Origin of the sequence: Verrucomicrobium sp. BvORR034, from assembly GCF_000739635.1 — a bacterium.
Classification (GTDB): domain Bacteria; phylum Verrucomicrobiota; class Verrucomicrobiia; order Verrucomicrobiales; family Verrucomicrobiaceae; genus Verrucomicrobium.
Genome location: NZ_BATQ01000060.1, coordinates 1 through 24,092, shown reverse-complemented (window position 1 = coordinate 24,092; position 24,092 = coordinate 1). Strand labels below are relative to the sequence as shown.

The window sequence follows — 24,092 nt, the reverse complement described above, 5'->3', positions numbered from 1 at the left end:
TGAAAGCTCTGAGAAAAGTTGTCTGAAGACGTGCAACGACCTCAACCGGAGGTTTCTCAGGAGTGTTCGGAGAGGTCAATCGCGGTCAGAAAGTGCAAAACGATGTTCGGCGCGTCGCTCCGCTCCCAAAAAACGATCTCCACGGCCTCCCAGGGTCCCGGTGTTAGCATAACACAGGGGTGTGATTGCCTGTTGGAGCGGTCCAGTGCCTCATTGGCACCATTCTACCCTTCCTCACCGCATGAAATCATTGCCCCTATTCTGCGCTGGCTCGCTGTCACTATGCCTTCTCCCCTCTCTCCATGCCGCCGCAGCCGAGACGGCCCCCACTCTTTCTCAGGTGCCGGCCTCCGTACTCGATCTGGCGATGCAGCCGTCGGAACTGATCACCAATCCCGGCCCTAAATACTCTGCCGAGCAGCGCGACTACGCGATGGTGATTGGGATGGACCGCACGCCCAAAGGGCGCATCTGGTCGGCCTGGGTGGCGGGGGGAGACAGTGATCTCGGCTACTTCGTGCTGGCCTCCAGTGACGATGACGGCGCGACCTGGTCCAAGCCCCGGCTGGTGATTGATCCCCCGGAAGCTCCCACCGGCCTGCGCAAACGCATCCTCGTGGGCAATCTCTGGACGGACCCGACTGGCAAGCTCTGGCTCTTCTATGATCAGTCCATGGGCTACTACGATGGTCGCGCCGGCGTATGGGCCATCACCTGCGACAATCCGGATGCGGAGAACCCCGCGTGGTCTGAGCCCCGTCGCATCTGGCACGGACTCACGCTGAACAAGCCGATTGTATTGAAGAACGGCGAATGGCTCCTGCCCATCTCTCTGTGGACACGCGACCGCATTGGCCCCGCAGAGCTACGGGATGGATTCAAGGAGCTGGATGACCTCCGGATAGCGAACATTTTCGTTTCCACCGACCAGGGGAAAACCTGGAATCGTCGCGGCGGTGTCGCCGTGCCCGAGACGGACTTTGACGAGCACATGTTCGTAGAGCTCAATGATGGCCGTCTCTGGCTGATGGCCCGCACCAAATATGGCATTGCCGAGAGCTACTCCTCGGACCAGGGCCGCACCTGGACCGCCGCCCAGCCTTCAACTATCCAGAATGTCAGCTCGCGATTCTTCTTCCGCAGGCTTGCCTCGGGGAATTTGCTACTGGTCAAGAACGGTCCGCTGAATGAGCGACTCAAAGGCCGCAGCCACATGACAGCCTACCTCTCTGATGACGAGGGCAAAAGCTGGAAAGGCGGCTTGATCATCGATGAACGCGGTGGCGTTTCCTATCCCGATGGTTTCCAAGCGCCCGATGGCACTATCTACATCACCCACGATCACAACCGAGACAAAGACCGTGAGATCCTCTTTGCGAAGTTCAAAGAAGAAGACGTGCTGGCAGGCAAGTTCACCGTGCCCGGTTCGGCTGGAATGCTGATGGTGAGCAAGGCTCTAGGTAAAAACATCGGCGAGATCACCTACAACGGCATCCAGCTCGACAGCGAGTGGCCACCACGCACGCAGGACCCGAAATCGACGGAACCCATGGCGGTCCCCTACCTGGCGAATCCGCCTGCGGTGATCCCCATCAACTTCGGACGTCAGCTCTTCGTGGACGATTTCCTCATTGAGCAGACCGATCTGAAGCGCACCTACCACGCTGCTGAGAAATACTCGGGCAACCCTGTCTTCAATGCCGAAACTCCTGAAGAGATCAAGCCCTCCACCATCGGAGAAACTGGTCAGGAGGCCGTGTGCTACCTGGGACATGGCGGCGTTTTCTTCGATCCCAAGGAGAAGCACTTCAAGATGTTCTACACCGCCGGATGGCGCGGCGGGCTCGCCCTGGCCACAAGCAAGGACCTTCTGCACTGGGACCGACCCAATCTCGGTCTGGCGGGCGGCAACGTGATCCTGCCGGGTGGCAAGCAATGGGCCGGTGGTGACAACTCGGTGTGGCTGGACTTGAGCTCCAAGCTGCCCGAGGAACGCTACAAGCTTCTGACCGACCGCCAGCCTCACACCGTCCACACGTCGCCGGATGGCCGCATCTGGTCGCAAGGCATCCCCACGGGCAAGGCCGGTGACTACTGCTCCTTCTTCTACAATCCGTTCCGCAAGAAGTGGGTGTACAGCATCAAGCAGGGTGGCCCGCGCGGGCGCAGTCGCTACTACGCGGAGACCAATGACTTCGTCAAAGGAGCGGACTGGAAGAACTCGGTGTACTGGACGAACGCTGACCAACTGGACCCTCCAGATCCTGAGATCGGCGAGGCCCCCCAGCTCTACAGCCTCAACGCTGTGGCCTACGAAAGCTTGATGCTGGGTGAGTTCTACATCCTCCAGGGCCCCAACAATGAGATCTGCGACAAAGGCAAGTTTCCGAAGGTCACCCAGGTGATGCTGGGATTCAGCCGCGATGGCTTCCACTGGCACCGCCCGGTGCGCAAGCCCTTCATCGCCGCCACCAAAAAAGAAGGTGACTGGGACCGCGCCTACATCCACGGCACCACCGGCGTGATGGTGGTGAAGGAAGACCGCCTGTACTTCCCGTACACCGGGTACTCTGGTGTCGCCCCCAACGGCACGCGCGGCATGTACACCGGTGCCAGCATCGGCCTCGCCACCCTGCGTCGGGACGGCTTCGCCTCCATGGAGGCTGGTACCACGACTGGCACACTGACCACCCGCCCGGTGGCTTTCAACGGCGCTCACCTCTTCGTGAATGTGAATGCCCCTCAAGGCAGTCTTAGAGCCGAGGTGCTCGACGAGTCGGGCAAGGCGATCGAGCCTTACACCGTCGCCAATTGCGAAGCCATCAAGGCGGACAGCACCCGCACCAGGGTGCAGTGGAAGGGCACTGCCGACCTTGAAGGCGTGCGCGGCAAGGCAGTGCGCCTGCGCTTCCATCTCACCAACGGCCAGCTCTACTCGTTCTGGACCACCCCGTACGCCAGCGGTGCCAGCGGCGGCTACATCGGCTCTGGAGGCCCGGGATTCCCGGGCGTGGTGGATACCGTAGGCGACGGCTCGCAGGCGGCAAAATGATGTTTCCTTAAACCAACACTCTCTTCCACCGTCATGTTTCGCTTCATCAGCTGGTTCACCAGCCTGTACCCGGTCTGGGTCATCTCCTTCGCCGTGGTCGGCCTGGTCCACCCCACCTCGCTCTCGTGGTTCACGGGGGGTTGGGTCGTGTGGGCCCTCACTCTGGTGATGCTGGGGATGGGATTCACTTTGACGGTGGATGACTTCCGCCGCCTGTTTCGCGCTCCTTCCTCCCTGGCGCTCGGGTTCCTCGCCCACTACACCATCATGCCGCTGGCAGGGTGGTCGGTGGCGCATGTATTGAACCTCGAACCCGGCTTTGCGGTGGGGCTCATCCTGGTGGCCAGCTGCCCCTCAGGCACGGCGTCCAATGTCATCTGCTACCTGGCACGGGCCAATGTCGCCCTCGCCGTGCTGGTGACACTCACCTCCACCCTGCTCGCCTTTGTGATGACCCCGGCATGGTGCAAGGCGCTGGCCGGACAATACGTACCGGTGGACGCTGCCAAACTGAGTCTTTCCACCATTCAGATCGCCGTGGCCCCGGTGCTGGTGGGCGTGTTCTGCAACTGGCTCTTCCCCAAGGCCACGGCCTCCGTCTCACGAGTGGGGCCGCTTGTCTCCGTGCTCGCCCTCATGTTCGTGACAGGCGGCATCGTGGCGCAGAACGCTGCGGCAGTGAAGGCCAACGCCGGCAAACTGGCCCTCGCGGCCGTCCTGCTGCACGTGCTGGGCTTCGGCGTCGGCTACATTGTCGCCAAGATCCTTCGTCGACCTGAGGAAATCGCCCGCACCATCTCGATCGAGGTGGGCATGCAAAATGGCGGTCTGGCCGCCGTGCTGGCCAAGCAGAACTTCCCCATGCAGCCGCTGGCGGCAGTCCCGGCCATCTTCAGCGCCATCACGCAAACCCTGCTCGGCAGCCTGCTCGCCACCTGGTGGCGCATGCACCCTGTCGCCTCCTCTAACCCCGAGGCGACGAACAGCACGCCTGCCCCGCTCCCCGTATCCCCTGCCATTCCCGAGGCCCGCCCGGAATGAACGCCACCACCATCCCTTCAGCCCTCCCCGCAACCTCGGCGGATCTGGCCTCCCCTTCCCATCGTCGCACCACCTACTACTGGAAATGCGACCGCCCCGCCGCGTTCCACGGCACCACGGGTCGTGCGGATGCGAGCACTCTTCAGAGCGCGCTCAAACGGGCTCTTCAGGAGAAGTTTCCCAAAGCCCGCATCTCCCTCCAACCGGGACACGGACAGGGCAATCACATCACCTTCATCGCGACCCTGGACGATGCCCGTCGATTCGTCCGCGTGGAAGACGGACCCGAGAAGGACAACTACCTCATCGTGGAATCCCGCGTGCTGCATGAAGTGCGCACTCTCGGTCTGCCTGCACCGCGGGTCCATGCCGTGGATGCCAGCCGGGAGCGAGTACCCTTTGCCTGGCAGATGCTGGACCTGGTGGATGCCCCGGACCTGAACCACTTCCAAAAGAAGGGCGAGCTCGATCTTCCCCGGATGGCCAGGGAGATCGGGGCCGCCATTGCCCACTGGCAGTGTGCAGAGCCTGCAGGATACGGCCCCTTTGACCCCGCCCAGGTCACGGAAGCGAACACACTCTGTGGCTTTCATGCCTGCTACGAAGACTACTTCTTCCTCCATTTCGAGCGACACCTCCGTTACCTGTCCAATCAACAGTTGCTGTCCACACGCGAGGCGGCAGAGATCGAATCAGAAGTGCTGCTCCACCGCCCCCTGCTTAGTCTAGATCAGGGCTGCCTGGTTCACAAAGACCTGGCACTCTGGAACATTCTGGGCACGCCAGAAGGCATTGCCGCCTTCATTGACTGGGACGATGCCATTTCGGGAGATGCCATGGACGACCTTTCCCTGCTGGCGTGCTTTCACGATGGCCCCGTCCTCGCCCAAGCCTTGGAAGGGTACCAGATGCTCCGCCCTCTGCCCTCAGAGCACCGCCGTCGTTTCTGGCTCCATCTCCTGCGCAACATGATCGTCAAGGCCGTGATCAGGGTGGGGGCAGGTTATTTCAAGAAATCCGATGGCTTCTTTCTCATTGGCAGCGGCAGCAGCGGCCAGAGCCTGCAGACCTTCACCACCCAGCGCATTGCCACGGCGCTGCACGGTCTTCGCGGGGACCTGCCCGTGGCATCGCTTTGATTTGTGACACCCTGAACCTTTCCTCCATGTCAGCCTCCCCTTCCCCTGCGTGCATCCAGCTGGGCACCTTCCTCTCCCTCGGCTCGCCGCTCATCGCCGAACTGGCCGCGGAATGCGGCTTCCAGTGGCTCCTGCTTGATCTTGAGCACGGTGCCAGCACAGACGCGAACTTGCTACCCCAGCTGATGGCCACCAAGGGCACCGCCACCCGGACCATTGTCCGCTTTGGCATCCCTCATGCCGACCAAGTGTTGCGCGCCCTCGACTGGGGCGCTCATGGGATCATGATTCCGCGTGTCTCCTCCGCAGCAGAGGCCGCCGCCTGCGTCAAAGCCGCCTCGTATGCCCCCCGGGGGCACCGGGGATTCTCACGCTCTGCCAGAGCCTACGGCCTGGGTCTGCGACCGCCCACCTCTGCCGGGACTATCCCCCAGCCGCTGATCATGGCACAGATTGAGAACATTGAGGGCGTGGCTCATGCCAGTGAAATCGCCGCCGTGGAGGGGGTCGATGTCCTTTTCGTCGGCCCGGCCGATCTGCAGTTTGATCTGGCGGCCCGCCCTGAGCTGGTGCCCCTCAGCTATGAGGAGTGCCTAGTCTCCGTAGCCAGCGCCGCCCAGACTGCGGGGAAGGCCTGCGGCATCCTTTTGCGTGACGCCACTGAGATTCCAAAGTTCCGAGATCTCGGCTACACCTATCTGGCATTGGATTCTGACGTGGCCCTGCTTCGCAAAGGCTTCCTGGCCCTCGCAAACGCCAAGGCCTGAGCTCCCTCGCCTGTCACTTAAAAGAGGCCGGTTGCCCCGTAGATTCCAGCACAGAGTGCCAGAGCTCACGCGTGGGGTCCACCTTGCGGCGGCCACCCGTCACCAGATCCAGCGGCAGGTGAACAAAGGCCCCATGCCAGCATCCCACCAGCATGCCCGTCTTACCCGCCATCGCCGCGTGCACCGCGCCTTGGGCGAGACGTGAGCAATACACGTTGTCCTGCGCATTGGCAGGAACGCTGCGCACAATGTAGCTGGGATCGATGTACTTGAGATTCACCTCCATGCGCCGGCCCTTGAAGAAGGCATTGACGGTGTCTTTCAGGTACAGCCCGATGTCGGCATACCGCTGGTTTCCACTGGCGTCTGTGGCACCCGTGTCCCGGTTCATGAGATTCTGGCCCGCCCCTTCCGCCACCACAATGACAGCACTGCCGCGCTTTACTAACCGGTAGCGGAGCATCTCCAGCAACCCTTTGGGGCCCTCGAGTTCAAAAGGCACCTCAGGGATGAGCACAAAGTCCACATTACTGCCGGCCAAAGCGGCGAAACACGCAATGAAGCCCGAGTCCCGGCCCATCAGTTTTACCAAACCCACTCCATTCACGGCGCCGGTCGATTCCGTATAGGCACATTTCACGGCCTGCACTGCCTCGGCAAATGCCGTGTCGAACCCGAAGCTCTTGTCCAGGTACATGATGTCGTTGTCAATTGTCTTGGGGATGCCCACGACCGCCTTCTTCAGCCCGCGTCGCTCGATCTCCTGCGCGATCGCCGACGCTCCACGCAGGCTGCCGTCCCCGCCAATCACATAGAGGATGTCCACCTTCATGTCTTCGAGCGTGTCCACCATGTCACCGATGTTCTGGTGCCCCCGGGAACTGCCCAACATGGTGCCGCCGAAATTGTGAATCTGCTCCACCGACTGCGGACGCAGAATGAGCGGCGTGTGCCCGTAACGTTGCACCAGCCCCTCATATCCGTAGCGGAAGCCATAGATCTTGGTGATCCCGTACTGGTTGTGAGACTGCAGCACGATGCCACGGATGATGTCATTCAATCCCGGACACAGTCCACCGCAGGTGACAATCCCGACGGTGGTCTTCGGCGGATCGAAGAAGATGTGCTCGCGAGGACCCGCCTCCTCGAAGCTGTAAGGCATGGCCCCCGGCTCATGATCCGAAGTCCGGTTGTTGAAGTAAATGCGATGTTCGTCCGTTTTGAAGGGAGCCTCCATGCCGCCGAAATGCGGCAGAGGTGATGGGATGTGACAAGGTCCGAGGGATGAGATGTGGAGGTTCACGAAGCAGCGGGATCAAAACGGGATGTCAGTCAAAAAGGGGCAAGTTGCAAAGAAGGAAGCAGAAGCGATGCCATGAAACGTCTGGCGATAGAGCTGCTTTTCACGTGCAAGATTGCCACTTTGGGCCAGCGTCCCCATCCGGGCAAGCCATCTCCTCCATCCATGAATTCCTTAGTGATCCGCCCCTATACTACGAGCGACGAGACCGCTGTCGTGGCACTCTGGCAGGCTTGCGATCTCGTACGGCCGGTCAATGACCCGCTCAAGGACATCCAGCGCAAGGTGGACACCCAGCCGGAACTCTTCCTGGTGGCAGAGCAGGAGGGGGAGATCGTCGGCACCGCCATGGCCGGCTACGAGGGCCATCGCGGCTGGATCAACTACCTCGCCGTCTCGCCCCCGTTGCAGAAAGGAGGCCTGGGCCGCCAGCTCATGGACCACGCGGAACGCCTGCTGCGCGAGCGGGGCTGCCCCAAGATCAACCTCCAGGTGCGAACCTCCAACCGTGGAGTGATCGCTTTCTACGAGCGGCTGGGCTTTGTGCAGGATGATGTGGTCAGCCTGGGCAAGCGACTGGTATCAGACCAGCCCTCCGCAGGGTGAAGCCCTAATTGACAGCCCGACTCCCGAGGCTGACAGAGGGGCAGCGATGTCTCTGCTCCCTCCCCTCACCCAAATCCCGCCAGAAGTGGCGTCGCTGGAGGATTATGAACGGCTCGCGCGAGAACGGCTCACCGATCACGCCTGGGCCTACTATTACGGAGGAGCGGGCGATGAAATCACGGTGCGCCGCAATCGCGAGGCTTTCGCAGAACTGGCCCTGGCTCCACGGGTCCTGGCCTCCATGACGGGTGGCCACACGCGGGTCAACCTGCTCGGGCATGAGTACGACCACCCCATCCTCCTCGCCCCCATCGCCTACCATCGCATGGCCCATCCAGAGGGAGAGGTGGCCACCGCCCTGGGAGCTTCAGCATTGAAGGCGGGCATGATCCTCAGCACCCACGCCAGCATGCTTCTCGAGCAGGTGGCGGCGGCCGCGCAGGCCCCCTTGTGGTATCAGCTCTATCTTCAGCCGGATCGGGGTTTTATACGCGAGCTGCTCCAGCGAGTGGCGGCCGCGGGTTATCGCGCCATCGTCTTGACGGTGGACGCCCCGCTCAAGGGGCTCCGCAATCGCGAACACCACGCGCTTTTCAAGCTCCCACCGGGGATCGAGGCGGTGAACCTGAAAGGCATGGAGTCCCTGCCGCCAGTTTACGCCCGGCCGGGAGACCCCTCCATTTATTTTGGTCCGCACCTCGATGCCGCCCCCACCTGGAAGGACATCACCTGGTTGCAGGAAAACACCCACCTTCCCATCATCGTGAAAGGCATCATGCATCCGGATGATGCCACCCTGGCCCTTCAGCACCAGGTGGCAGGGTTGGTGGTCTCAAACCATGGCGGCCGCACTCTCGACACCGCTCCAGCGACGATTGAGGTGCTGCCCGCCATCGCTGATCGTGTGGCCGGACAGGTGCCCATCCTTCTGGATGGCGGCATCCGCCGTGGCACAGACATCCTCAAGGCAATCGCTCTGGGAGCCAAGGCCGTACTCATTGGCCGCCCCTATATCTACGGGCTGGCCGCTGCCGGTGCAGTGGGTGTCGCACATGTGCTCAACATCCTGCGGGCAGAGCTGGAGATGGCCATGGCCTTCACCGGCCGGGCCACCCTGGACCAGATGGACGCCTCCATTCTGTGGGATTGGGAATAACGTGCGCCAAATTCACCTCGCTTTCGCAAGGGAGCGGTGAACGGTCCGTTATGGGCTCATGCCGCACACACGCATCGCCTGCCCTCTGGCGCAGCTGCTCATCGTACTCATTGCCCTGAGTGGTACCCATGGGGCTGAGACCAGCGACAAATCGTTCTCCATTCAGGCAGCCCTGGACGCCAGTCCCGGCACCCTCATCCATGTGCCGGCAGGCGATAACCTCATCTCAGCACCCTTGCGTCTTCACCATGACCACAGTGGACTCTATGGGGAAGGGAGAATCATCCAGCAGAATCCAGAGGTTCCCATCCTCATCATCGAGGACTCGCGAGATGTGACGGTGCGAGGACTCACCTTCACCCGGGCCAAAGACAAGGAGATCACGCGGGCCGAGGGCGTGGTTGCCATCAAATGCCACGATCTGGTGCTGGATGGCATTCGGGTCATCAACAACCGGACCCGCTCAGCCGCCATCGCCATTCGGGACAGCCGGAGCACGGACATCCGCGACTGCCGGGTACGCAATTACATGAGCCTCACCATCGATGACCGCACCCACAGCCCGGACTGGGGCTATGCGTTCAACTGCATCGACGGCACAGGCATCGCCGTTTCCTATAGCCAGGGCACCAGCATCACCGGATGTCGCGTGGTGGAGGAGGATCTGCTGCCCACCAGAGAGATTCAGCAAAAGCATGGGCTGGGCAAGTTCGTGAAAAAGAACCCGCAGAAAGGTGCCATCATCAGCCAGAAAACGTGGGATGAGGAGTTTGTCTCGAACTGGCACCAGGGCTCCGCCATCATCGTCACCGCCCCGGAGTCGAGCGACCAGACCCGGATCCTGAACAATCACATTGAAAACGCCGCCCAGGGCGTGGACCTGCACTCGGACCACGTCATCCTCTCCGGCAATGTGATCAACAACTCCTTCATGGGCATGAAGGCGATGCATGGTTCAAGGAATGTCATCATCACCGGGAACCAGTTCATCAAAAACGACCTCTGGAGCATCGGGCTCATGCCGGGAGCGAGCTCCCATGGCGCGACTCCAGCGGCTGAGGGCAAACCTGCCACTCCACCGAACGTGGATGGGGGCTCCATCATCGCCAACAACATCATCTCCGATTTCGGTCGAGGGCATTCCGCATGGGTTTGGGAGGGTCAGGGCACCCCCATCCGTTTCGACAACCGTCAGAAGCCGCACAATCCCCCGCTCACCGATGTCGTGATCCAAGGAAATGTGATCTACGACTCGGATCGTGATGAAGCCCCTGCGGCCGGGGCTGAAGGTCCGGCCAGGCCCAAGTACGAATATGCCGTGCGCATCGCCACCGAAGCCCAGGGGCTGCATTTTTCCGCCAACCTGTTCCATCCTGGCCGCTCAGGAGTCTCCAACATTCCGTTGCCACCCTGAGCCCTCCTTCGACTGGCGATTGCAGCCTTGTCTTTTTGCCGCCAATCGCGTCCAATTCTCAACGATTCCGTCCTGATGTTTTATTACTCAACCATGAAACTCCCTTCTCTCCTCCTCGTCACCGGTCTCGCCTGCGCCCTCCTCTCTCCCCGCCTGCAGGGAGCCGACTGGACGATCTCAACCTTCGCCGGCACCGGCGTAAAGGGTTTCTCAGGTGATGGAGGCCCCGCCACCTCCGCCCAGATGGACAATCCCTTCGGCGTAGTACGTGGGCCGGACGGCGCCATCTGGTACACGGAGTACACCGGGCAGCGCATCCGCCGCGTCACTCCAGATGGCAAGATCGAGACCATGGCGGGCAACGGGAAAAAGGGGTACACCGGTGATGGTGGACCTGCGACGGCCGCCTCCTTTGACCTCCCTCACGAGATCCGTTTCGACAAGGCCGGCAACTACTACATCGCGGACATGTCGAACCACGCCATCCGCAAGGTGGACGCGAAGACCGGCATCATCACCACCCTCGCGGGAACGGGGCGTGGGGGCTACACCGGTGACGGCGGCCCTTCCGAGAAAGCCGAGCTCAAGCAACCGCACAGCATCCAGTTCGGTCCGGATGGCGATCTCTACATCTGTGACATTGGCAACCATGTGATCCGCAAGATCGACATGAAGACCGGCAAAATCTCCACCTTTGCTGGCACCGGCAAGCCCGGCCCGACACCTGACGGTGCGCCCATCAAGGGCACGCCACTGAAAGGACCCCGCTCCATGGACTTCGACAAAGAGGGCAACCTCTGGCTGGCCACCCGTGAGGGCAACCAGGTTTTCAAGCTCGACCTGAAGGCAGGCATCATTCATCACATCGCCGGCACCGGAGCCAGTGGCTTCACCGGCAATGGAGGACCAGCCAAGCTGGCCACACTGAAAGGCCCCAAGGGCATTGCTCTCGACGCTGAAGGCAACGCCTGGCTGGCCGATACGGAGAGCCACACGGTGCGTGTTATCATCGCCAAGACCGGCAACTTGGAACTCCTCGCCGGCACCGGTGAAAAAGGCGATGGCCCTGATGGCGATCCGCTCAAGTGCAAGATGGCCCGCCTGCACGGCATCTATGTTGATACCGACGGCTCCGTCTTCATAGGAGACAGTGAGGCGCACCGCGTTCGCGTGATGAAGAAGAAGTAGGCCAAGTTCATCTGTGATTTAGGATTGCTGAATACGACCCTATGAAAATACGCTTCGTTCTTCCTCTCTTGCTGGCGGCCACCACCACCGTGCCCGGACTCCAGGCTGCCGTTGAGCAGATCATTGGCGCGCCGAAGACGGCTGCGGTCTCAGAGCCGTTCAGCGTGGACTTCGATGCAGACAAGACGCTCTACGGCGTGGAGTTCACCAAGTCCAACCGCGTTTTCCGCTGGAAGGACGGCAAGCTGGACTTCATCGCTGGCGTGCAACACAACACCGAGAAGATCAAGGGCCTCGCAGAGGTGGGAGATGGCAGTGATCCGCAAAAGGCCCTCTTCAACGGGATGCATGACATCCAGATCACCGGCGATGGCAAAGCCATCCTGGGTGACTCCTTTAACCACAGAGTGCGCCAGCTGGACCTGAAATCCGGCGCAGTGAGCACCATCGCCGGTACGGGCAAGGCGGCCTTTGGCGGGGACGGCGGTCCCGCCAAAGCAGCCAGCTTCAATGTCACCATGACAGCTACGCTTTCGCCAGATCGGAAGCGCTACTATGTGGCAGACATCGGGAACCATCGCACCCGCGAGATCGATCTGGCCACCGGCAAGATCTCCACTGTGGCAGGAAGCGGGCAGAAAGGGCTGCCAACCGACGGCACCAACGCGCTGGAGGCCCCTATGGGAGACACCCGTGCCGTCACCCAGGCCAAAGACGGCACGCTCTACGTGCTGCTCCGCGGCGGCAACTCCCTCGTCGCGGTGAAGGAAGGTAAAGTGAACACTGTGGTGAATGCAGGCGGTAAAAAAGGCTACGGCGGGGACGGCGGCCCCGGCCGGGATGCCCAGATGAACGGGCCCAAATATGTGGCCATGGACGCAGAGAACCGGGTGCTCATCTGTGATACGGAAAACCATTGCGTCCGCCGCTTCGACCCGAAAACCGGGAAGATCGAGCTCATCGCAGGACAGCCTCCCAAGGCAGGCACCAAGATCGGCAGTGATTTCCTCGACACCGAGCTGCGCCGTCCTCATGGGGTGCGCCTCGGACCAGACGGCCTCCTCTATGTAGCGGACACCTACAACGACCGCGTGCTTCGCGGCCCGTACAGCCGCTGAGCAAGGTCTCGCCTCATCAGAAAAAAGCCTCCGGGGCCATGATGGCACCGGAGGCTTTTTTGTTTTGAAAGTCCCAACGGGTCTTCAATGGCAGATTACCGCCGGATGGCCCGGTCCATCATCCTTCGAAGCCCCTTTTTGATCAACGGTTTGTCTGACACCCACGTGGCAAAGGCGGCCCCGTGTTTGACATAGGTTTTGCGCAGCCACCCAGGAGCTTCGCCGAGAAGCCAGGAGCGGAATTCCAGCCAGCGGCCGTCGTTCACGCCATACACTTCGCGGGCCACCCAGCAGATTTGGCCGCCATTGTCCGGCGGCGGAGGAGGTACAGTACTCATATACTTGGAGTCGTTCGAGTTGCAGTCCGTCATTTGCCAGCCCCATTTCGGCTGAGCTGCCGCAGCCAGGAGGGCTTGGGCAGGCCAGGGAGCGCCTGACAGCCATACGCCATATTTGGCTCGATCTGTCCATCTTTTTTGGGGCATGGAGGTCACAAACACTGAAAAAGGCACATTTATGAGACATGAATAGGCGTCCTCGGCACACCCCTTGCGACTCGTAATATGATGTCTGCTCCCACCTTCCCCTGTTGGCGACTGCTGCCCCGACTGTGCTGTCTGGCCCTACTCAGCCTCCTGGCGGCCTGCCAGACTCCTCATGAGAGCGTTTATGGCAACAAGCCAGGACCTAAGGGCTTCAGCACCGTGGTGTTGGACGCCGGCCATGGCGGCAAGGATTCCGGCGCCCGCGCCAGGGGGCAGATGGAGAAGTCCCTGACCCTGGACATTGCCCAACGGGTGAAAAAGGAGCTGGCAGGAGACTTCCGCGTCGTGATGATCCGTGACGGGGACCAGTTCGTGGACTTGGACGACCGGGTTCGGAAGGCCAACCGCTACGATGGCGGCGTGCTCGTGAGCATCCACTTCAACTACGGCCCGCGTCGTTTGGCCGGACCGGAGACCTACTGGTGGCGGGTGGACAGTTCCTCCCTGGGCCGCCGCCTGCATAAGAACCTGCTCGCCGCGTGCTCGGTGGAATCTGGTAATCGAGGTCTGGTGCGACGCCGCCTGCGGCTCACCCGCAACCCCGAGATCCCCTGCGTGCTGGTGGAGTGTGGCTACCTGACCAATGCCCGGGAAGCCGCCCTCCTCAAGACGCCGGAGTACCGGGCCAAGCTGGCCAAGGCCATCGCCAACGCATTGAAGGACCAGAAGCGGCATGGAGATGCAGGGATGGGCCCCCTGCCCGCCCCGATCATCGCCCCGCCCAGCAAGGGATCGGACGCACGGGACAGCTTCTAGGCTACCAGAACGGGTTCGAAACCGCCTGGAATCAGGACTTGTGAAAGATCGGAGGGGCGATTCCCTTTCCTTCCGTCCTCATTTTCTCCTTACTCTCCCACCGGTCCCATGCTGTTTCCGCCTCCCCGCTTTGCTGTCGTCGCTGCCCTCGTCTGCGCCAGCCCCCTTTTCGCCGCCCCTGTCCCGATCTTTGACGGAAAAACGTTCGACGGTTGGGAGGGTGAGACGGCCAAAGTCTGGCGGATCGCTGACGGCACCATTGTGGGCGGCTCGATGGAAGGGAATCCCCAAAATGAGTTCCTGACCAGCAAGAAGAGCTACAAGAACTTCACCCTGCAGCTGGAATACAAGCTGGTGGGCACGGAGGGCTTTGTGAACGGCGGGGTGCAGTTCCGTAGCAAGCGCATCCCCAATCCTCCCAATGAAATGTCTGGCTTCCAGGCGGACATTGGAGCGGGATACACCGGGTGCCTTTACGACGAGTCCCGCCGGAAGAAGATGATGGCCACGGCGGACAAGAACCTGATCACCGGCACGGAAAAGCCGGGTGAGTGGAACAAGTACGAAATTCGTGCCGAAGGCCCACGCATCCGCATCTTTCTGAATGGCAAGCTGACCATCGACTACGTGGAGCGTGAGGCTGGCATCGATACCGATGGGGTGATCGCCCTCCAGATCCACGGCAACTGCAAGGCGGTCATCGCCTTCCGGGACATCAAGCTGGAGGTGCTGCCAGATGCCCTCGTGCCTTCTGAACAAGAAGTGCTGAATCGCTTCGGCGACTCGCCTGCCCTGAAAACCGCCCTGGCTCCATGGCAGGGAGGCAAGTTTCAGATGGGGGACAAAGAGGTGATCGCCCTGGCAGGCCAGAACAACCTGGTGCGGGAACAGAAGGCGGGAGAACTGGAAGCCATCCTCACCTCCTCCTATGCCAGCCGCGAGCCAAGCTTTCGCTCCATGGCCTGGGAGGGCGACACGGTGTATGAACAATGGCGCGACCTGAACTTTGGTTCGTGGAAAGGCCAGCTTGACGCCACCGGTGCCACCACCGTGCTGGCCCAGTTTGGCCAGGTGGAGTCTTTTGATGGGAAAGGCCGCATCCCTGAGTTTGTTTCCGCGTACCACCGCCTGCTTGACCAGTTCGCCTCCCGGACACCCCGTCTCGTCCTGATCTCCCCCATTCCGTTTGAAAAGCCGGACTCCCCGCAGGCTCCGGATCTGACCAAGCGCAACGAGGATGTGGCCGCGTATACCAAGGCCATCCAGGAAGTCGCCCGCCACCGCGGGGCCATCTATGTGGACCTCTTCACCCCCCTTTCCCAGCGCCCTGCCGGGTCACCCCGCCTCACGGACAACGGACTGCATCTGAATGCCGAGGGTCTGCGGACGGTGGCAAAGCTCATCGCCACCCAACTGGGGGCCAGCGTCAGCGATGCAGACAACCTCGGCCCGCTCCGCGAGGCCATCGTGGAGAAGAACCGCCTCTGGTTCGACTGCTGGCGTCCGGCCAACTGGTCCTTTGTCTACGGTGACCGCATCACCCAGCTCTTCGGCAAGGCGGGCGGAGACGAACCCTCTCTGCGCGAGAGTTTTGAGAAGCACAAGCCCCTGATCGCTGGTCTGGATGCCCGCATCCATGCCCTGGCCAAGGGAGAGAAGCCCCCGGAGCCGCCTCCCGCCCCTGAGATTGTCCAGGAGGAAAAGGCACCGTTGACTCCTGAAGCGCAGCTCGCCGGCTTCACCCTGGCGGAAGGCTATGAAGCCAATCTCTTTGCCTCCGAAGTCGAAGGCGTGGCCAAGCCCACCCAATTCTCGTGGGACGAAAAAGGCCGCCTCTGGGTAGCCTGCTCCCCCACCTACCCGCAGGCCATTCCGGGCGTGAAGCCCTCCGACTACATACTCGTGCTAGAAGACACCAACGGGGACGGAAAGGCCGACAAGTCCCACCGTTTCGCGGAAGGTCTCACCATGATCCAGGGCCTGGAGCCAGGAGCCGGCGGTCTGTACGTGTGCGACTTTGACCAGATCCTTCACTTCAAAGACACCGATGGCGACGGCAAGGCGGACGTGAAGCAGGTGCTCTACTCCGGCTTTGGCATTGGCGACACGCACCAGCTGGTGAACTCCATTTGCCACGGCCCGGACGGCTCGCTGTGGTTCAGCCAGGGCCTGCATGCCTTCTCCCGCGTGGAGACGGAGTGGGGCCTCTCCCGTCTGGACAAGGCCGGGGTCTGGCGGTGGAATCCTCGAACCCGTCGCATGGACGCCTTTTTCAACGGCGGCAAGGCCGGCCACAACTGCTGGGGCGTGGCGTTTGATGACTACAACCAAGTCTTTCACAAGAGTGGCGACCGCCCTGTGGGCTACTACACCGTTCCCGGGATGGCCAAGCTCGCGGATCCCGATGAGTACCACCCCACAGGAGCCCTCTTCGACACCAGTCCGAAGACCACTGCGATTGATTTCATCGGCACCAAGGCCCTGCCCGAAGACATCCAGGGTTGCGCCCTCATTGGCGGCTACTTTGGAAACGTGGTGGAGTTGCACCGGCTTAAGGACGAAGGCTCCGGCTTCAAAAGTGAACAACTGCCCAAGCTACTGCGCTCCAGTGAAACGGCCTTCCGCCCGGTGGATGTGAGCGTGGGTCCTGATGGGGCCATCTACCTCGCCGACTGGTTCAATCCCGTCATTGGTCACTACCAGGCCAGCTACGCGGATCCTCGTCGTGACCGCAGACACGGGCGCATTTGGCGCATCACGGCCAAGGGCTATGCTCCAGTCAAGCAGCCCAATCTTGCCGCCATGAAGCCGGCCCAACTGCTGGAGCAACTCCGCTCCCCAGAGCGCTGGACCCGCTATCAGGCCAAACGGCTCCTTTTTGACACCCCAGCCGTAGAAGCCCTGAAAGCTGCCGATGCTCTGGTGGCGGGGCTTGATCTTTCCAAGGCTGAAAACGAGCGCCTGCTGATGGAAGTCTGTGGTGTGTACGAGGCCCATGAAGCCCCGCGTCTGGAAGTACTGCAGAAACTCGCCGCCGCCCAGGACAGCCGCGTTCGTGCGTACGGGGCCCGAGTGCTTGCTTCGTGGCAGGACCGGCTGCCTGAGAGTCTGGCACTCTTGAAGAAAGCCGCCAGCGACGTCAATCCCCGCGTGAGACTGGAGGCCGTCGTGGCGGCCAGCTATTTCCAGCAACCCGCTGCAGTGGAGGCCGCCATGCAGGTGCTGGATCTGCCCCGGGACAAGTTCCTCGACTACGCCCTCAAGCAATCGGTGCGCGGGCTTAAGCCGGTCTGGAAACCAGCGCTCGCCGCTGGCCAGCTCAGCTTTGGCGGCAGCGCCACCCAAGTCGCCTATGTGCGCGATCTGGCCAACCAGGGTGCCACAGTAGAACATCCCGGGAAGACCATATATGACGCCCTCTGCCTCAATTGCCACCAACCGGAGGGCAAAGGCCTTCCCGGAATCTATCCCCCTCTGGCGGGGAGTGAGTGGGTGAGCGGCGATAAAGCGGCGTTCATCAAGATTGTCATCCACGGTCTCACCGGCCCCATCACCGTCTCCGGGCAGACTTATGGCGTGGCGGCTCCTATTCCCATGCCCCCCATGGGCTTGGACGATCAACAGATTGCCCACGTGGCCACGTACATCCGCAGCCAGTTTGGCAACAGCGCCCCGGCCATCACGGTGGACGAAGTGAAGGCAGTGCGCGCTGCCACGGAAGGCCGCACCACCTTCTGGACCGTTCAGGAATTGATGTCTCCGACCGCGGCCAAGTAATCAAGCTCGCTGAGTCTCTTCACACGCCATCCCTCCGTCCGACACTGGTCATCTCATCTGACCTGCTAGGGCGACCCGAGGGATGGCGTTCTTTTTGGCACCCATGAAACGCCCCGCTTTCCTCACCCTCCTCACCTACAGTGCCGCCTGCTCCCTCACCGCGTGGGCGCAATCTCCGCCATCGCCCACGGCTGCTGGCGCGGAGGCGGACGTGTGCATCTATGGTGGCACCTCTGGTGGGGTCGCCGCGGCGGTCCAGGCGGCACGAATGGGAAAGAAGGTGGTGCTGCTGGAGCCGGGTCGCCATCTGGGCGGCATGACTTCTGGTGGCCTCAGCGCGGTGGACATCGGCGATCCGCGCACGGTGGGTGGTATTGCGAGGGAGTACTTCACCCGTCTGGTCGCGGGCTATGGCAAAACTTTGGAGTGGGACAAGCCCTTTATGAGCAAAGGAGGCGGCCCGGCCACCGGCGGCGCTTATTCCATTGAACCCCACGTGGCCGAGCAGGTGTTCAACGACATGGTCAAGGAGGCTGGCGTGACCGTGCGATTCTCCAGTCGCCTCGCCCAGGTGCAGAAGGAAGGCACCCGCATCAAGGCACTGATCCTGGAAGGCGGCCAGTCCGTGCGCGCAGGCGTGTTTGTGGACACCACGTATGAAGGCGACCTAATGGCCAAAGCTGGCGTCAGCTACACTCTCATACGGGAAGGAAACGCCAAGTATGGTGAGACGTACAACGGTATTTCCTATGATCCGAAGTATCAGCCTCGCACCGGCCATCTCAAACCCGGCCCCACCGGTCGCGTGAAAGGCGGCCAGGGCGTCTGGGATCGGGATTTGCCCTTGGATCCCTATGTGATCCCTGGCGATCCAAAGAGCGGATTGCTGCCTTTGTTAAATGCTGGAGACCCTGGCACGCCAGGCGAACCCGCCCCCGGCGTGCAGGCCTACTGCTTCCGACTCTGCCTCAGTACCGCCGCCGACCGCCTTCCCATCACTCCCCCACAAGACTACAATCCCAAGCGCTACGAGCTGGTGGCCCGCTTCATCGCCGGTTGCCTGGCCATGGGGGATGACATGGATCTCCGCTGGTTCTCCAAGCACGACGCCCTGCCCCATGACAAGTGGGATTTCAACACCGCCACGTTTGGCGGCAATCTCCCTGGTGCCAGCTGGGAGTGGCCCGAGGCCTCGTACGATCGACGCGTTGAGATCGCAAAGGAACACGAGAATTATCACAGGGGCCTGCTACACTTCCTGGCCACGGATTCCCGTGTGCCCGAGAAAGTCCGCGCGGATATGAAGCGGTATGGCCTGCCCAAAGATGAGTTCAAGGACAACGCCGGCTGGCCTCACCAGCTCTACATCCGCGAAGCCCGCCGTATGGTGTCCGACCTTGTGCTGACTGAGCATCACACCTTCGGTCGCCAAGTCGCCTCGCATTCCATGGGTTTGGGTTCCTACGGCACAGACACCCATGAGATTCGCCGCATCGTCAAAGACGGCGTGGTGCAGCGCGAAGGCAAGACCGCCGGTGGCCGAGACGGTGCCCCGCCCTATCCCATCGGCTACGGCGCCATTGTGCCCAAGGCGTCAGAATGCACCAACCTCTACGTGACCTTCGCGCTCAGTGCCAGCCACACCGCCTTCAGCAGCATCCGCATGGAACCCGTCTTCATGGTCACCAGCCAGTCCGCCGCCACTGCCGCCTGCCAGGCGCTGGACGCCGGTGTAGAGGTGCAAAAGGTGGATCAAACGAAACTGCGAGAGCAACTGGTGAAGGACAAGCAAGTGCTGGAGTGGAAGAAGGAATGGGGCGGCTCGGGCCATTAAGGTGGCCGTGTTGAGGCATTGCCACGATCCAAGAAGTATTTGTGACGAAGCTCTTCCTCGAAGAGGATGTGGCTACAAACCCAACGTTGACGAGCTTCCAGCGAGTCTACGTTGGGTAAACGAGAGATGATCACCTACTCCGAAGGAGTTGCGGCGGTCTGACCGGCTATCACCCCTGTTTGTCCTCGCAAAGCGCCCCCCTCCTCTATCACTCAGAACCTGTTTGGATAAAAACACTGGGGGTGTTGCGAGGCATTTTGAGTCTGGACAAGGCGCGAAGAGGGCGTGAATCGAGATTCACAACCGATGAGCAACGCCGTCCAGGCTCAAAAGGGCCGCAACCCGCAGGGGCAGGCCTTCATCCCGGCGAAGCCGCACCTATCTCGTTCCCTTGAAGCAACCTGCCACACCCAGGTGTTTTTATCCAAACAGGTTCTCAGAGAAAGCCCCCTCCAATGCTCCGACCAATCGCTGCACATTCGCGGCATAAAGTGCTGAGCAATTGATGGTGTTGATCTCCACCACCCTCATTCCAGCCGGAGTGTCGCAGACATCCAATACGAATGCCTCATGCGGCTGCCACTCCGCCACTCGATCCTGCGCATAGGCAACCACTCGCTCGTCCACTTCATCACTGAAGAACGCCAGACCACCACGTCGGTAGACTGAGCAAGTCACGACCTTCCCCTTCACGATCCAGCATCGATACTCGGCGTGAATTTCCACGGGATCGCATACCTGCACCAGCGTGTCCGCCTTCAAGCTTGGTGAATCGGGCAAGGCATTCCCAAGATCACAAGCTCGCCGCTTCCAATCCTCAAATTCCCGCCGCTCGAACAATTTCCCAGTGAAGCTCTTGGTATCGGCCACGGGGCGCACAAACACCGTATCCCCTTCGCAGGTGGCACTCGCCAGGTCGCAGACCACAGCATGATGATTGAGCATCTCCCCACCCCAATAGGCCCGTTGCTGCTCGAAATCCTGCTGATAGAGATCAAAGATCCCGGGCTTCCATTGGAATCGGGTCGCCACATGCCTCATGGAGTACGAGCCATAGCAAAATACGTTCGCGTGGAGGACGCTTGGACCGGGCACCAACTCCCCGGATCGTGGTGTGACCCGGTGAAACGTGTGCTCCACGCCAAAACGAATCAACGTATCGATCAGGTCCGCCCAGCCGGGCTTACCGAGTAGAAAGTCTTCTTGGACGATCCAATGCATGATGTTTCAGTCTGACTGAATTGTCCTACAGATTGGGCCCTCGTCAATTTGGCGATCTACTCGCGAGAGATGGTGAAGCTCGAACCGACGCCTTCCTCCCCCGGAATCGTCGTTTTCGTGAAGATGTCCGCCATGACTCACACCTGTGCCGCTCGACCGCTCCCAAGCGTCTTCAGCATCTTGGCCACGCATCTCGATCAACGCTCCAAGCAAGGGACCCGGACCATAGAAGTCGCCTCATGTGGACCTCACATTCGAATCTGAATCCCTCGGTTCCACATACGTCTCATGGTACGGAAACATATCGCGGTGCTCCCGGTTGCAATGGATAAAACACCGATGCCTGACGAGTTCCGCCCTTTCGTGTTCTTCTAGCGGCGGGTCTGAATGCTCCCCCGTCCCATCCACATTGTACAGGAACGAACTTGCCGTTCTGTAGTCTCGCCGGAATCTTGTCCGCCACTGCGAGTTGTGCCCCCAACCTGCCGACAAATCTTCACATGGGCGAGAACTCCGACGGTAAGTCCAATACATCGTCGAACTCTCGGCGACGTCTTTCTGAACTGATCGTGTCCCCGCCGCGATTGACACTCCCGCCCGGCAAATCATGAGCGAACCGAGCATAAAGCCTGGCCAAATCGTGCCTAAAATCTCCACTGTGGCTTCTGGATCAGACACCTGCCAAACATGGGAGACCTCATGGAAAAATGGATGGAAAGATCCTTGATTTACCTCCTGCAGCCCAAGCCCCAGCATGAACTTTCGATAGGCATCTAAAAAACCGTGGTGCTCCCCAATTCTCGAGATCAAAACATCAGCCACCCTCGACAACGCATAGAGCCCCCACAAATCCTCATCTGAAACTCGCGGAACCACGTCTCCGACCACATCTGGAAACTGACCAAGCCATTCCACCTCATGTGAATTGTCGCACTGCCATTGCGAGATAGATGAGCTGACTGTGTCTCCATCGTTCTTCTGGACGCTGTCCCACAACATAAAGGTGTCAAACGGTCGCTTAGTCATTGAGCTGTGAAGTAGGCACTCTGTTCTGATGATAACTACACAGCGACACCATCACATTGCAAATCCGTCTTCCAGAACACGCATCAATACCTATTGCTTCCTACAATCCTCAATCCCGAATCCTGTTCGCAACATCACCCCATCCCGAAAAAGTTGCAGACATCGTACGCCCGTGGATGAACTCTGTCTCCGGCAGGCGTCTCCAGCCACGAATCGGCGTCTTCGTGCAGATGTCCGCGATGACACAAATCGGTACCGCTCAAGCGCTCCCAGGCTTCTTCAGCTTCTTGACCACGCACCTCGATCAACATCCCCGGCAAGGGACCGGGTCCATAGAAATACGGCTCCACCGAAAACAGTCCCCTCCACCAGTCTAGAAGATTCGTCATGGGGCGATCCGCCACCCAGAACCACCGTTTGAATCCGTGCTCCTCGACGAGGAGGACAGTGTTCTCAGGAGTCAGTGGCACCTCGGACAAGGCCGGGATCAGAAGAGGTTTCGCATACTCGCCCTCCCCAAATTCCACCAGGCTCAGGACCTCTCCCTCTTCTGAGTATTCCCTCCACAGCCCACTGCGCACCCCGTTGGCATAGTGACCTTCGATCCACCGCTTGCCACTGGGATAGTTCCAGAAAGCATGGCCTGAAGCGCAGCGACTGACCTCATCCATATGAAAGTGCGCGAACAAAATTCCTGAGTCGAAAAAGGTCTCGTGGTGCTCACTCATGCGTCGGGAGGGTCGGGATGCCACCATTTCACGGCCGGTCACGTTGCACAAGCCGGCTTCAATTTCAATTCTTAGTGTTGCATCAACACCATGCATAGTGTACACACGACACAATGAGCTTCACCTACGAATACCCGAGAGCCGCCCTCACGGTGGATGCCGTGATCTTTGGGTACGACGCTTCAGAGAACGAACTCCGCGTCCTTCTCATCCAGCGGGCTCTCCAGCCTTTCCAAGGCAAGTGGGCACTTCCAGGTGGTTTTGTCCGTGTAGGAGAATCCACAGACGATGCCGTCCGCCGCGAGCTTCATGAGGAAGCGGGTTTGCAGAAAGTGTTCATGGAACAGCTCTATACCTTCAGCGAGCCCCACAGGGATCCCCGTGAGCATGTCATCACTGTCGCCTACGTAGCTCTGGTGCAATTGCTCAACCACCCTCCCCAGGCAGCGACCGATGCTGCCCAGGCCGCGTGGTTCAGTTTGAGCGAACTGCCCCCGTTGGCCTTTGATCATGACCAGATCCTCGACACGGCCCATCGCCGCATCCAGGCCAAAATCCGATATGAGCCGATAGGCTTCGAGCTGCTCCCCCCAAAAATTCACCCTCACCCAGTTGCAGCATCTCTACGAAGCAGTGCTGGGTCAGGCCCTCGACAAACGCAACTTCCGCAAAAAGTTCCTCGCCATGGAACTGCTCAAAGACACCGGCGAAGTCCAGCAAGACGTCGCCCACCGTGCTGCCGCCCTTTGGGCCTTTGACCGCCGTCGCTACGAACGTCTCCGCAAAGAAGGTTTCAACTTCAGTCTCTAACCCATCCTTCATGGAACCCATCCTCTTCTACAGCACCAAGGGAACGTACGGCGCGTTCTCCAACTTCTCCGCGCATCCCTTTGTGCTGAACAACAAGCGTTGGCCCACCACGGAGCACTACTTTCAGGCTCAGAAGTTTGCCGGCACAGCTCATGAGGAAGCGATTCGAATGATCACCTCCCCCATGGTAGCCGCACGCATGGGCCGATCCCGCCAGAGACCGCTTCGAAACGACTCGTACTGGGCCGATGGCGGCGATGGTTCTGGAAAGAACTGTCTCGGCATCTTGCTCATGGAATTGCGAGATCAGCTGCGCACCTCCTGACCCCTCCATGCAATCCGATCATCACTCTCGACTGGAGCGCTCCTCCGCATCGCTGACCGGCCTTTCGGTTGGCGACTCGTTTGGCGACCAGTTCTTTGTGTCAGATCAGATCATCGAGCTACGCCTCCAGCATCGCAGTCCCTCACCCCCAGTTTGGTTTGTCACCGATGACACGATCATGGCCCAGTCCGTGGTGGAGGTCCTCTCGTCATCAGGGATCATCGACCAGGACCATCTCGCCCAGGCGTTCGCCAACCGGTACACGCGAGATCCTGCGAGAGGATACGGC

The 24,092-nt window shown here is 60.6% G+C and carries 18 protein-coding genes and 1 pseudogene; 15 read left to right on the top strand and 4 right to left on the bottom strand.

The features are described 5' to 3' along the window. Positions 1-241 precede the first annotated feature (241 nt). The 4 genes from BV034_RS34670 to BV034_RS11325 are packed head-to-tail and all read left to right on the top strand — an operon-like array spanning position 242 to position 5,999. A complete protein-coding gene (locus BV034_RS34670) occupies positions 242-3,052 on the top strand; it encodes an exo-alpha-sialidase (RefSeq protein WP_081887742.1) in 2,811 nt (936 codons plus the stop codon). Between the two features lie 33 nt (positions 3,053-3,085). Further along, positions 3,086-4,093 carry a bile acid:sodium symporter family protein gene (locus tag BV034_RS11335; RefSeq protein WP_050027051.1) on the top strand — a complete coding sequence of 336 codons (1,008 nt, stop codon included), beginning with the start codon at positions 3,086-3,088 and terminating at the stop codon, positions 4,091-4,093. Further along, complete coding sequence (locus BV034_RS11330; RefSeq protein WP_050027049.1) at positions 4,090-5,232, top strand: aminoglycoside phosphotransferase family protein; 1,143 nt, start codon at positions 4,090-4,092, stop codon at positions 5,230-5,232. Before BV034_RS11335 ends, BV034_RS11330 begins: the two co-directional genes overlap by 4 nt. Positions 5,233-5,258: 26 nt before the next feature. Further along, complete coding sequence (locus BV034_RS11325) at positions 5,259-5,999, top strand: aldolase/citrate lyase family protein (protein ID WP_050027047.1); 741 nt, start codon at positions 5,259-5,261, stop codon at positions 5,997-5,999. 13 nt (positions 6,000-6,012) lie between these two features. Here BV034_RS11325 and BV034_RS11320 read toward each other — a convergent pair whose 3' ends face one another. After that, positions 6,013-7,290, bottom strand: coding sequence for an ATP-dependent 6-phosphofructokinase (locus BV034_RS11320; protein WP_343123290.1), 1,278 nt, complete (start codon positions 7,288-7,290; stop codon positions 6,013-6,015). Positions 7,291-7,464: 174 nt separating this feature from the next. On the opposite strand from BV034_RS11320, the gene BV034_RS11315 reads away from it, so the two are divergent. The 5 genes from BV034_RS11315 to BV034_RS11295 all read left to right on the top strand — a co-directional run bounded on the left by BV034_RS11315 (position 7,465) and on the right by BV034_RS11295 (position 12,781). Beyond that, positions 7,465-7,905 carry a GNAT family acetyltransferase gene (locus tag BV034_RS11315; RefSeq protein ID WP_050027057.1) on the top strand — a complete coding sequence of 147 codons (441 nt, stop codon included), beginning with the start codon at positions 7,465-7,467 and terminating at the stop codon, positions 7,903-7,905. Between the two features lie 46 nt (positions 7,906-7,951). After that, positions 7,952-9,061 (top strand): alpha-hydroxy acid oxidase, encoded by a 1,110-nt coding sequence (locus tag BV034_RS11310; RefSeq protein WP_050027044.1) that lies wholly within the window; start codon positions 7,952-7,954, stop codon positions 9,059-9,061. Positions 9,062-9,119: 58 nt separating this feature from the next. Then, positions 9,120-10,475 (top strand): right-handed parallel beta-helix repeat-containing protein, encoded by a 1,356-nt coding sequence (locus BV034_RS11305; protein ID WP_050027041.1) that lies wholly within the window; start codon positions 9,120-9,122, stop codon positions 10,473-10,475. 93 nt (positions 10,476-10,568) lie between these two features. Beyond that, positions 10,569-11,663 carry a hypothetical protein gene (locus BV034_RS11300; protein WP_265592877.1) on the top strand — a complete coding sequence of 365 codons (1,095 nt, stop codon included), beginning with the start codon at positions 10,569-10,571 and terminating at the stop codon, positions 11,661-11,663. Positions 11,664-11,704: 41 nt separating this feature from the next. Continuing rightward, complete coding sequence (locus BV034_RS11295) at positions 11,705-12,781, top strand: hypothetical protein (RefSeq protein WP_050027038.1); 1,077 nt, start codon at positions 11,705-11,707, stop codon at positions 12,779-12,781. Between the two features lie 95 nt (positions 12,782-12,876). On the opposite strand, the gene BV034_RS35955 is transcribed toward BV034_RS11295, so the two are convergent. Beyond that, on the bottom strand, positions 12,877-13,119 hold the full coding sequence (locus BV034_RS35955) for a hypothetical protein (RefSeq protein WP_265592876.1): 243 nt from the start codon (positions 13,117-13,119) through the stop codon (positions 12,877-12,879). A gap of 225 nt (positions 13,120-13,344) precedes the next feature. Between BV034_RS35955 and BV034_RS11285 the strand changes: the two genes are divergently transcribed. The 3 genes from BV034_RS11285 (at position 13,345) to BV034_RS11275 (ending at position 19,693) form a co-directional block, all read left to right on the top strand. Continuing rightward, positions 13,345-14,082 (top strand): N-acetylmuramoyl-L-alanine amidase, encoded by a 738-nt coding sequence (locus BV034_RS11285; RefSeq protein WP_081887741.1) that lies wholly within the window; start codon positions 13,345-13,347, stop codon positions 14,080-14,082. A gap of 108 nt (positions 14,083-14,190) precedes the next feature. After that, positions 14,191-17,859, top strand: a complete 3,669-nt coding sequence (locus tag BV034_RS11280; RefSeq protein ID WP_050027032.1) for a PVC-type heme-binding CxxCH protein — start codon at positions 14,191-14,193, stop codon at positions 17,857-17,859. 103 nt (positions 17,860-17,962) lie between these two features. Next, on the top strand, positions 17,963-19,693 hold the full coding sequence (locus BV034_RS11275) for an FAD-dependent oxidoreductase (RefSeq protein ID WP_050027054.1): 1,731 nt from the start codon (positions 17,963-17,965) through the stop codon (positions 19,691-19,693). 420 nt (positions 19,694-20,113) lie between these two features. On the opposite strand, the gene BV034_RS11270 is transcribed toward BV034_RS11275, so the two are convergent. Beyond that, positions 20,114-20,914, bottom strand: a complete 801-nt coding sequence (locus BV034_RS11270) for an ATP-grasp domain-containing protein (protein WP_081887740.1) — start codon at positions 20,912-20,914, stop codon at positions 20,114-20,116. A gap of 1,160 nt (positions 20,915-22,074) precedes the next feature. Further along, positions 22,075-22,611, bottom strand: coding sequence for a hypothetical protein (locus tag BV034_RS11260; protein ID WP_265592875.1), 537 nt, complete (start codon positions 22,609-22,611; stop codon positions 22,075-22,077). 170 nt (positions 22,612-22,781) lie between these two features. Here BV034_RS11260 and BV034_RS36805 point away from each other — a divergent pair. The 3 genes and pseudogenes from BV034_RS36805 to BV034_RS11245 all read left to right on the top strand — a co-directional run. Continuing rightward, positions 22,782-23,478, top strand: a pseudogene (locus tag BV034_RS36805) (NUDIX domain-containing protein). Between the two features lie 10 nt (positions 23,479-23,488). Beyond that, positions 23,489-23,803, top strand: coding sequence for an NADAR domain-containing protein (locus BV034_RS11250; protein ID WP_050027023.1), 315 nt, complete (start codon positions 23,489-23,491; stop codon positions 23,801-23,803). 7 nt (positions 23,804-23,810) lie between these two features. Next, positions 23,811-24,092 (top strand): ADP-ribosylglycohydrolase family protein (locus tag BV034_RS11245; protein ID WP_265592873.1); only part of this gene is annotated, 282 nt, incomplete at its 3' end.